Raw genomic sequence first — 10,966 nt, forward strand, 5'->3', positions numbered from 1 at the left:
GCCCCTTTGAACAACTCAACGGTTTCCGCTATCACGACAACTGGGTGCGCAACCTGCTGATTGCCTCTTCGTTAAATGGCAGAAGGCCGTTGCCCAGGAAAGCCGACACAAAATAAGTTGGAACTAGGACTGCACCACTGCACTTATTTGAACTCCGCCTAACCCCCATTGACTTAATGCGGTTCAGGGCACTGGTAGTGGATTCCACCCTGGGAAGCAATCCAGAGTCTGAATCCACGTTGCCCTTTTGGGTAGGGGACCAGGACTGGCGCACAACAGTGATTAAGGTGCTGGAAAGTTCGTCTGGGTTCATGGCGACGAATTTTACACATCCTGGGGAGCAGGATTGGATGGTGCAGGCTGGGATCCTGTCGCCGGGGCATCCCAGCTTTGCTCCTGATTATCTGACTCAAATTGGTCAGGCCCTCTTCCAGGCTTTGCTATCCCCCAATGAAAGTTTAGGACAGGCATTTCAGTCAGCTCTGCGTTTTGCAGAGCGAGACGGTGTCAAGCTCCACCTTAGGCTGACATTTGCGGCGGAATCTGCTCAGCGATCGCGCTTAGCAGATTACCCCTGGGAACTGATCCACGACAGGCAACGGTTTTTGCTACATCGACGGGTGCAGCTATCTCGCTATATTGCCTATGATGCGGTCCCCCCTCAGCAACCATTGGGCGATCGCCTCTACGTGTTGTTGGTTTCGCCACGGGCTAACGATATTGGTCAACTGTCGGATGCTGAACCGGAGGCGATTCGAGCAGGCATTGTCAAGGTAGAAGCAGTCTCTCTGGAGCAGTTGCCGACACCGACCTGGCGCGGGTTGAGTGCTTATCTGACAGAAACGGCTAACCCACCCCAAGTGATTCACTTTGATGGTCATGGCATCTTTGGTAAGGGCTGTAAGGCGTGTGAGCATTTGCACGCCAGTACCAAGGTAAAGATGTGTCAGAATTGTGGTGCCCCGTTACCAGACGCCCAAGGATTTTTGGCGTTTGAAGACGATCAGGGCCAGGCGGATTTTGTCAGTGCTCGGAGTTTGGCGGCTTTAGTAGCGGACAAGGGCATTGCCTTGGCGGTGTTGAGTGCCTGTCAGTCAGGTATGGCAGTGACGGGAGAGTCGGTTTTTAACGGAACGGCTCAGCAGTTAATCGATGCTCAGGTGCCGGCGGTGGTAGCGATGCAGTACAGTGTGCGGGTCAAAGAGGCCCGAGACTTTGCAGAACAGTTTTATCGATTACTAGGGCAGGGCGAGTCAACGCTGGTGGCGTTGAGTGAGGGGCGTAAGTGGATGGGAGTGGAGGGGAATCAGTGGTATCGTCCGGTGATGTATCTGCGATGGCGGGAAAATGAGACAGCGCAACTGTTTATGAAAACAGACTCGCAACAGCCAACGTCAGAAGCCATACCTGCTGTCAGTCAGGTACCAGAATGGTCTCAGTTAATGACACAAGGGCAAATAGAGTCACCTCTTACCACAAGTCCTGAGCCAGTATCTAGCACTCGCCAGGGTTACTACCAAAGGCAAATTACCCAGCTTGAGGAGCAGCTTGCTGCCGTTGAGTCAGATTTAGAGACGGCAGCTACCGAGCGCGATCACCTCCGTTTGGAAAAGGACGCCGAACGATTGTTAAAGAAAATAGAGCAATTGAATGCCAAATTGCACGGGTAAAAATAGAATTTTGTTGGATTAGCGGATTGAGCAATCATTGTGAGTGATCGCAGACGGCAGTTTTATACCAAACAGTTGGCGCAGCTAGAAGAGGAACTGGCTGCGGTTGAGGCTGATTTAGAAACAGCAGCCACAGAGCGCGATCGCCTACGCCTTGGCAAAGATGCTGAAAGTCTTTTGAAGAAAATTGATGAGTTAGAAGCAAAGCTGGCCTTATGCGATGCTGAATCAGAGTCTCCAGCCGTGCGCGATCGCGGTTTTGAGAAGGCGCTCCAAAAGTTAGATAATTACCAAGCCAAAGCAATTGCTGCCCAAGTTTGCCAAACGCTGAATCAAGAAGGCGGTGCAGTGCTCTTCTTTTTGCAGAAGACAAAGAAGCAGATGGGGCACTTCTGCATTGAGGAAGTATTGCAAGTCCTGCTAGGTGACCAAATTGTGGATGGTCAGGTGATTGGAGCTTACCGCCGTTATTCGGTGGATTTGGACTCAGCCATCTCTCGGTTCGATGAAATTGAATTTTTGATTCGTCTGGCAAGTTACCTCAATTTGGAAGAAGCCCAGGATGTCGCGAACCTACAGCAACAGATTCGCGAGACGATTCGCACCTCTATTGACGAGGGCACAACTATTTTCCTGGAAATCAAAAGTTTGGATGACTTGTTGGAACAAGCGAACTTCCTCGAATGGTTTATTGAAGAGTTCTGGAAGCCCCTGATCGATGAGGTTTCAGCCGTTTCGCAAAAATTCAAGAGCAAGTTTATTGTGGCGCTGGTGGCCGACAGTGAAATTTTGGACTGTGCATCTCACGACTATCCAACAGCTTACTTCTGCGAGGGAGATGTCTACGACTGCTACAAGATGCTGGATTTGCCCTTGCCGGACTGGTCGGAAGACGACATTTACGACTGGTTGGTTCGCTTCCGGACGTTGTCCCCTATCCTAAAAATTGAAGACATCCTCGGTCTCAAACGTCGGGCGAATCGAATTCATCGCAACAGCGATGGCATTCCTCAACTTGTTTGTGCCAACCTCCAGGAGCTATTTCGATGACTGTAGTTGAGCGTCTGAAATTTTATGGCGATCGCCCTCAGCCTGAATCGGCTCACAAAGACGCCCCCCAACAGCCGGAGCCCTATGTGGTGACGGAGCCACTGAAGAAAGCAGTAAATCTAGCACTGTTTTTGCGGCGACCGCTGTTGTTGGAAGGGGATGCCGGGTGCGGCAAAACGCGACTGGCCTATAGTGTGGCTTACGAGTTGGGCTTACCGTTGTATCGCTGGGACGTGCGATCAAGCACCAGGGCGCAGGATGGGCTGTATGAGTATGACGCGATTTTGCGGTTGCATGATGTAGAGGTGCAGAAGATAGCAGGCGCGGAGAGGCCATCGGTACAGACGGAGGCGGAAGCTGAGGACCCCGATGAGCCACCCGCCCAGCGAGATCCAGGAAATCCGAAGCACTATCGGACTTTCGGGCCATTGGGAAAGGCGTTTCGGATGCGAGATCGCCCGGCTGTCGTGCTCATCGACGAAATCGACAAAGCTGACCTAGACTTCCCCAATGACCTGCTCACAGTGCTGGATGAACCGTGGGCGTTCACCATTCGGGAGACGAGGGAAACGATCACGGCGGACGAGCAGCACAAGCCCATCGTCATCATCACCAGTAATAAAGAGAAAGGTAATCTGCCCGCACCTTTCCTGCGCCGCTGTTTGTATCGGTACCTAGACTTTCCTAACCAGACTGACACGCTGAAGAAAATCGTGCAGCGCCACTATGAGATTCAAAGCGAGGCGGCACCAACAGATGAGTTGCAAACAGCAGCAGCGGACAAGTTTTTGACGGAGCGAAAGAACCTGAAGTGGTTTAAGCCACCGGGTACCAGTGAGTTTTTAGACTGGCTCAAGGCCCTCCATGCCTTTGAGGATGATCCTTATAGCACCGGGCAGCTCAACGCAGACACCCACTTGCCCTATCGAGAGCTGCTGTTTAAGCGGCAGGATGACTGGCGGAATTCAGCGAAGGCCTCATGAGTGATTTTGATCCCCAAGAGGTGGTTCTCCGCTTGTTTTTGCGGCTGCGCTCCAACTTAAAGCTGGGGGTCAGTGAGTATCTGGCTGCTCGTCAAGCAGCGGTGGAAGCGGATTTTGCGGCGGATGCCGAGGCGCTGGAAGACACTTTAAAGCTGATATGGTGCCATTCTCTGATTGACTACACGCAGTTTGATCCGGCCTGGCAATCAGTATTAGCCCAAGTTCAGGCCCAGAGGCGACGGCGACCCCCGTTTCCGGAACGGCGACGGGCCGCGTCCGATCTCCGCCAGCGGCAGATAGAATCGGTTTCTCAGCAGCAGTCTCCAGTCGCGATGCCGCAAATGACCCAACGGGAAAAACGCTCCGACCCCGAAATGAGAGCCTTGCCAGTGCAGGCTCCCACACTGTTTATGCCGGAAGAGAATGTGGCGACGTTGCAGTCGTATTACCCGATCTCGCGACGATCGCTCGTCTACAATTGGCGCTATCTCCGCCGTCCCGTCGCGGATGGCCCTAAGACGGTGCTGGATATTGCAGCCACAGTGCAGCAATCGACTCGCCAGGGCTTTTATCTCGCGCCCGTGTACGTGCGCAAACTGCGCAATGCTGCCCGCCTCCTGCTGCTCATCGACCAAAATGGTTCGATGACGCCCTTTCACCACTTCACGAGGGATCTGGTGGAGACGGCAAGTAAAGAAAGCAGCCTTGACCCGGAGAATGTCGAGGCGTACTATTTCCAGAATGTGCCCGCTGGCAGCGTGTTTCGCGATCCGTATCTAACTATGCCGGTGCTGCTGGCGGAGGCTTTGGCGACTTGTGATGAAAGCACTAGCGTGTTGGTGTTAAGCGATGCGGGGGCGGCGCGGGGCTATCGAATGCGTGATCGCGTGCGGGGGACGATTCGCTTTTTGCAGCAGCTCAAGCGCTATACGACCTTGCTAGCCTGGTTGAACCCGATGCCTGAGAGCCGGTGGGAGGGCAGCTCGGCGGAGGTGATTGCCCAGTCTGTCCCCATGTTTCAGATGGATAATGAAGGTCTGAGCAATGCGATCGATGTGGTTCGGGGGCAACCGTTGAAGCATGGCAACGCGGGAGGAGCATGACAGATTCCGTGATAGATGACGGACAAGTCGCCGCTGCGAAGGTAAACGCCTTTGTGGCCCGGTTTAATCATACGGGCTATCGCGAGTTGGCTTATCATGCGGCGTTGCCGTTGGTGCTGACGCCTGAGTTGGTGCATTATCTGCGAACGCGGTTCTTGCGTGAGGCAAATGTACCCTGGGAAGCGGAAGTGGATCTGTTGCTATCGGATCTGTGTAGCCAGGTGGGTTATGAGTTATACACCATGGATACTCAGGTGCGGGCCTATCTGCTGGCCCAGATGAAGGCCGAGCCCCGCTGGCAGCAGCGCCAGGTGGAAGTTGCTCAGGTGCTGATCACCTATGTGAGTTTCCTCAGCCGCATGAATCCTCAGCGTCGCCAGCGAGAATTGGATGCCCAGCGGCTGGCGGCGATGACCTATCTGGGGGATGAGTCGTGCCAGCAGGTGACTCAGGAGATTGCCGAACGGCTGAAGCAGTTGGAATCGGCGGAGGCTCAAGGGGAATCAACCCACAGCATTCGCGCAGAGTTGGCCTATCTGACGCGGCTGACCCAGGAGCTATCGCCGCAACTAGAGGCGACACCGGAGCTGGTGGATTGGGCCGCGTTGGTGCAGCGGTTGCTCCGGCAACCGGAGGCGGTAACCCAAGAGGAAGCCGAGCAGTCTTATCAAATTGGGAACTATACGTTTACCCCCAGTGCCCTTCCGATTGAATTACCTTCAACCCAAGAAGAACGGCTTGAAGGGTTCCCACCAATTAAGACACTAACGTTTGAGACAGGACGATTTGAGGCAAATAATGTTGCCAATAACTTCCCCAACTTAAAAATTTTCACGGTTCAAGTCGCTACTCTTGAATTTGAAGCAGAGACCACCGTTCCCAACGAAAGACCTGAAACAGAGGCAACTTATATTACTGGAGGTGCGCTTCCTCTCTACTCGCCCTTTTATGTGGAACGGCCCCCAATTGAAAGTCGGTGCTTTGAGGCGATTGAACATCCCGGTTGTCTGATTCGTATCAAAGGTCCTCGTCAAATGGGCAAAACTTCCCTGATGGCTAGGATTCTTAACCATGCTGAAGAAGTAGGTTGTGTCAGTATACTCATTAACTTTCAGCTTGCTGACGAGGAAGTTTTCAAGGATCTGGATCAACTACTCAAATGGTTGTGTGTAAGAGTTGGGCGGCAACTGAGCCTATCCAACAGAATTAGCGACTATTGGGACGACATGTTTGGTAGTAAGGAGAATTGCAACCACTATTTTGAGGAATATTTGCTAGCGCAGTTAGAAAAGCCCTTAGCGTTAGGTCTGGATGAGTTAGATCGGGTGATTAGCCAACCGGATATTGCCGCCGATTTTTTTGGTTTATTACGCGCTTGGAATGAATCAGGAAAACACAGTAAAAACTTTAGAAAACTGCGGCTAGTGCTGGCGCATTCCTCAGAGAGTTATGTTTCTTTAGACCTCAAACAGTCACCTTTCAATGTTGGGTTCACAACTGTAATTAGAGAGTTTAACCAGCCGGAAGTACTGACTTTAGCCCAACTCTATCAAATAGATTTTTCTATCACCTGGTTATCATCATTGGCAGCTTTGATTGGTGGTAATCCTTACTTATGGCAGCTTGCGCTGCATGAAATTTCTCAGTCAAATGTTCCGTACGAATTTATTGATCAAGTACTGACTGATGGGGGAGTATATCGCGAGCATCTACTTCATCACTTGTTAGCTTTGGAGCAATATCCAGAACTACTCGCAGCATTCCGCCAGGTAGTTGAGGCAGATACGTCGGTTCAGATTAGTGCGACAGAAGCCTTCAAATTAGAAAGTATGGGCTTGGTTAAAGTTCAGAGTGGTCGTAGCGTAGTTCCATTTTGTAATCTATATCGCCAGTATTTTCGGCAGGCTTTGGGCATTGATACCTCTGATACACCAACAGAGTCTACGCCAAGATTGATTGTCTTCTCGTTTGAGGTGGCGACCATTGCGCGAGATGAGAGCATTGGTGAGTGGCAGATTACGCGGGAGCTGCGAGATGCGGAGCTATATGAGGAACCGCTGGGGGAGGAGATCACCCTGTCAATGGTGGCGATACCCGGTGGCAGTTTTGTGATGGGTTCGCCAAAGGATGAGCCTTCACGGCAGAGCCGTGAAGGGCCGCAGCGTTGGGTGCAGGTACCAAGGTTCTATATGGGGCGCTACCCAGTGACACAGAGGCAATGGGAATTTGTAGCAGCGTTACCCAGAGTGCAACAGGATCTAGCATCAGATCCGTCTCACTTTAAGGGAGTGTACCGCCCGGTGGAGAGAGTATCGTGGTTCGACGCGATGGAATTTTGTGCGCGATTGAGCATTTACACCGGGCGAGAGTATCGACTGCCCAGCGAGGCCGAGTGGGAATATGCCTGTCGAGCCAACACAACAACGCCCTTTCACTTTGGTGAAACCCTTTCACCGGAGTTAGCAAATTATTCCTGCTCTGAAAACTACAACGATGGGCCAAGAGGCGATCACATTGGTGAAACCAATCAAGTAGGTCGGTTTGGAGTAGATAACGCCTTTGGCCTGTCAGACATGCACGGTAATGTCTGGGAATGGTGCCTGGATCACTATCACAGCAGTTATGAAGGCGCACCGACGGATGGCAGCGCGTGGATTGATGAAGGGGCCGAGGAAAAATAAACCTCGCGTTTTTCGCGGCGGTGCCTGGGGCTACAATCCGAGGAATTGCCGTTCTGCCTGCCGCTTCATCAACGGTCCGCGCGGATCCGACTTCATCATTGGTTTTCGTGTGATTTGTGTTGCCCCCAGGGCTCTTGAGTAACGCTTTCTCCCTTTTACCCTCTTACCCTCTTGGGCGCTGAGCGCCTCGAAATTTTTGGGGAAATTGAGCGCTAGGAGCTAGGAGTCAGGAGTCAGGAGTCAGGAGTCAGGAGTCAGGAGTCAGGAGTCAGGAGTCAGGAGTCAGGAGTCAGGAGTCAGGAGGGCAGGGGGACGATTTTGGATTCTGAATTCTAGATTCTGGATTCTCTGAGCATCCGGGACTCTCTCAACATCAGTTCACCGGGCCGAGAGCGATATGATGATGGCGATGTGGCTACTTGGACACAGTCGTGAAGGACGTATTCATCAGCTATACCAGTGCTGATCAAGCCTGGGCCGACTGGCTCGCCTGGGTGCTGGAAGACAATGGTTACACCGTTGACGCTGAGTCCTTAGAAACGGGACCTCATAGCAGCTTTGTTCAAGTCATGCAGCAGGGGATGCAGCAATATCGGCGGGTTCTGCTCATTCTGTCGCCAGCCTTGCTAAAAGCAGATGCTGCTACCCCATCAGGTCTGAGCACAGTCAATATGGGCTCCATGCGGCATTATCTAATCCCAATCAAGGTCGAGAACTGTGAGCCAATAGGATATCTGGGGTTAGTTGCTGGCATCAATCTGGCTGAGAAAACTGAAGTCGAGGCGGAGCAAACCCTGCTTGAGGCCATCCAAGCGATTTTGCGTTCTCAGGAGCCGCCTGAGAAAATTGCTGAAATTCAGAAAGTGAAGACTAATTCTGTATCACCACAGTCGCTTCAAGGAAAGGAACTCAGTGAGTGTGACCCGTCAAAGATTCTGTTTATCAAGAACATTCGTGATCCTAATGGTAAATGGGCTTATACCCCTGAACGCCTTCCGCAGATGGATGAACCAATAAAAGAACGCGTTTTTGATTTGTATTGGCCATCAACTGGTAGAGGAGCTAAATCACTTTATAAAGGTGATTTGATGCTCCTCAACCAACAAGCAAAAATTACCCACGTCGTTGAAGTTCTTGATAGCAAGGTTAGAGAAAATTCAGCAGGCTACTTCCGTTGGGTGCGGATAGTTTGGATGCCTGATGAAGACGACTGGTCTCAGCTTCCTCACCAAAGGGAGGTACTTGGGTTCGAGCCTCCTACAATTGGTGGTGGAACAGCATATTCACTAGCAAACTTGAGCGAACTGCAAAAAAAGTGGAAAAGTCTGGAAGCTTTTCAACAGCATGTCTTTCAAGTGCTGACTGGTACCTTAAAGCCGCAAGATAGCTGGAACGAGGATTACAAATATCGTGACCAGCTTAAGCTGCGTCGGTGCACGACAACGGTGCAGGGCTATCGCGAGCGGCTGACCGACGACTTGAGCATCGAGATGATGCAAATCCCAGCGGGGCGCTTTGTGATGGGCTCGCCGGAGGATGAGCCAGAACGGCAGAGCAATGAAGGCCCCCAGCATGAGGTGCGGGTGCCGGAATTCTTCATGGGCAAGTATCCGGTGACGCAGGCGGAGTGGCGCTGGGTGGCGGAGACCTTACCTCAGGTCAATCGAGAGCTGAAGCCAGATCCTTCAGAGTTCAAGGGATACAGGCGTCCAGTGGACTTGGTAAGTTGGGATGAAGCTGTAGAGTTCTGCGACAGGCTGGGCCTCTATACAGGGCGCACTTACCGCCTACCTAGCGAAGCGGAATGGGAATACGCTTGCCGTGGAGGCACTACAACCCCTTTTCACTTTGGTGAAACTATCACGACTGAACTGGTGAACTACGACGGTAAAGATGACCTAAATGGCAGCTGGTCTGGTTCTTATGGTCGGGGACCAAAGGGGGATTATCGAGGGGAAACAGTCCCAGTTGATCACTTTGGTGTGACGAATACCTTTGGCTTATGCGATATGCATGGCAGTGTTTGGGAGTGGTGCCTAGATCATTACCACGACGACTATGAGGGAGCACCGACGGATGGCACTGCATGGACTGACGAGGGCGTAACAAATGAATCACGCGTCCGTCGTGGCGGTTCCTGGGGAGTTTGTCCAGGAATGTGTCGTTCCTCGTATCGACACGTTCCACGCGGATCCTCCTACTATCTTGGTTTTCGGGTAGTTTGCGACCCTGATCTTTCAAGAAAAGAACGCACGAAAGCAGAGCAGCAGCAAATAGAAGTAGAAGGGCTGAACAAGCAAGTAGAAGCATTAAAGACTTTTCAAAGCGAACTTGAAGAGGCCAAAGTGGTGGCCGAGTGGCTTGATCAACAGCGTGAAGATGGGATGGCTGAGAAACTTGGAAAATCTGCACTCGCCCAGTACCCCTTGATCAGGAGACAAGCCTCTAAAAAAAGCGTCGAGGCTTTTTATTTCACGCTGGGACAATTTCTAGAGAATTTGAGTCATTGTTTGATCTGGGGGAGAAATAATAGCCTAGTGGAGCCAGTTACTCCAATTGCTTTAGATGACAAAGCCTACATATTTGCATTCGAATCTCTGAAGACGAACATCCCTAGTCAGTTGCCACCTAATGGAGTTCGTCAGTTGAATGATTATATTGATAACTTGCTCGAATTTCTGCCAACTCATGAACACCTACAGGCTGACTAAAGCAGATTTCACCTTTGCTAAAGAGTTGCAACTGAATTGATAGTGATGCCGACAGTATTCCCAATCTCCGATTGGAGAGGTAATTGGAGCTTGAAGTATCCAAAGATCAACCGGGGTCAGTTAACTTGGTAGAGCAATTGAGGCATTGACTGGTTCCATTACAGCTTTCAACATGGCGGATCTCATCTTTAAGCCCAAAACTAAAACCGTTCGTTACTTCACGGAACAACTCAGGGAGGAGGAGGAACTAGATATGATTTGGGTGCCAGGTAGCGATTTTGACATGGGTTCTGCCGATGATGACTCTCAAGGGGATGACAACGAACAGCCCCAGCATCCAGTCACCGTCCCAGGCTTTTTTATCGGGCGATATCCTGTCACGCAGGCTCAGTGGCGTGCTATGGCTGCCATGCCCCAGCAGAATCAAGCCTTAGACCCTGACCCGTCTCGTTTCAAAGGCGATCAGAATCCAGTAGAGTCGGTGAGTTGGTATGACACGGTAGAGTTTTGCAATCGCCTCAGCAAACACACAGGCCGTGCCTATCGATTGCCTAGTGAAGCCGAATGGGAATATGCTTGCCGGGCTAATACCAATACGCCTTTCTACTTTGGCTCCAAACTGACGGGAAGTTTAGCGAATTTATCAAATGTCAAGTACATAGAGGTGACGCGACAGCTAGATTGGCGGATTGCAGGGTCTGAGAGAAGGTCAGCACCCCCGTTCATGAGCGCTGTAGCAGTGGTCGCCTTTCGAAGAACGACTGCACG

7 protein-coding genes are annotated in these 10,966 nt (G+C 51.5%); all 7 read left to right on the forward strand.

Annotated features, from left to right (window positions below; translation table 11 throughout):
* The first annotated feature begins 311 nt into the window (after positions 1-311).
* Positions 312-1,670, forward strand: a complete 1,359-nt coding sequence (locus tag IQ273_RS24145) for a CHAT domain-containing protein (protein WP_228053752.1) — start codon at positions 312-314, stop codon at positions 1,668-1,670.
* 39 nt (positions 1,671-1,709) lie between these two features.
* Positions 1,710-2,720 carry a hypothetical protein gene (locus IQ273_RS24150; protein WP_194025700.1) on the forward strand — a complete coding sequence of 337 codons (1,011 nt, stop codon included), beginning with the start codon at positions 1,710-1,712 and terminating at the stop codon, positions 2,718-2,720.
* Positions 2,717-3,703 (forward strand): MoxR family ATPase, encoded by a 987-nt coding sequence (locus IQ273_RS24155; protein ID WP_194025701.1) that lies wholly within the window; start codon positions 2,717-2,719, stop codon positions 3,701-3,703. The genes IQ273_RS24150 and IQ273_RS24155 overlap by 4 nt, the downstream gene beginning before the upstream one ends.
* Positions 3,700-4,806 carry a VWA containing CoxE family protein gene (locus IQ273_RS24160; protein WP_194025702.1) on the forward strand — a complete coding sequence of 369 codons (1,107 nt, stop codon included), beginning with the start codon at positions 3,700-3,702 and terminating at the stop codon, positions 4,804-4,806. Before IQ273_RS24155 ends, IQ273_RS24160 begins: the two co-directional genes overlap by 4 nt.
* Complete coding sequence (locus IQ273_RS33990; protein ID WP_228053754.1) at positions 4,803-7,487, forward strand: AAA-like domain-containing protein; 2,685 nt, start codon at positions 4,803-4,805, stop codon at positions 7,485-7,487. Before IQ273_RS24160 ends, IQ273_RS33990 begins: the two co-directional genes overlap by 4 nt.
* Before the next feature lie 431 nt (positions 7,488-7,918).
* Positions 7,919-10,198 (forward strand): SUMF1/EgtB/PvdO family nonheme iron enzyme, encoded by a 2,280-nt coding sequence (locus IQ273_RS24170; RefSeq protein WP_194025703.1) that lies wholly within the window; start codon positions 7,919-7,921, stop codon positions 10,196-10,198.
* Positions 10,199-10,343: 145 nt separating this feature from the next.
* The coding region (locus IQ273_RS24175; protein ID WP_228053759.1) for a formylglycine-generating enzyme family protein at positions 10,344-10,966 on the forward strand (623 nt) is incomplete at its 3' end.

This window comes from Nodosilinea sp. LEGE 07298 (assembly GCF_015207265.1).
In the GTDB taxonomy this organism is placed as follows: Bacteria; Cyanobacteriota; Cyanobacteriia; order Phormidesmidales; family Phormidesmidaceae; genus Nodosilinea.

Coding starts and splice junctions, on each gene's coding strand:
- IQ273_RS24145 (WP_228053752.1), top strand. CDS start 312: ATGGCGACGAATTTTACACATCCTGGGGAGCAGGATTGGATGGTGCAG.
- IQ273_RS24155 (WP_194025701.1), top strand. CDS start 2,717: ATGACTGTAGTTGAGCGTCTGAAATTTTATGGCGATCGCCCTCAGCCT.
- IQ273_RS24160 (WP_194025702.1), top strand. CDS start 3,700: ATGAGTGATTTTGATCCCCAAGAGGTGGTTCTCCGCTTGTTTTTGCGG.
- IQ273_RS33990 (WP_228053754.1), top strand. CDS start 4,803: ATGACAGATTCCGTGATAGATGACGGACAAGTCGCCGCTGCGAAGGTA.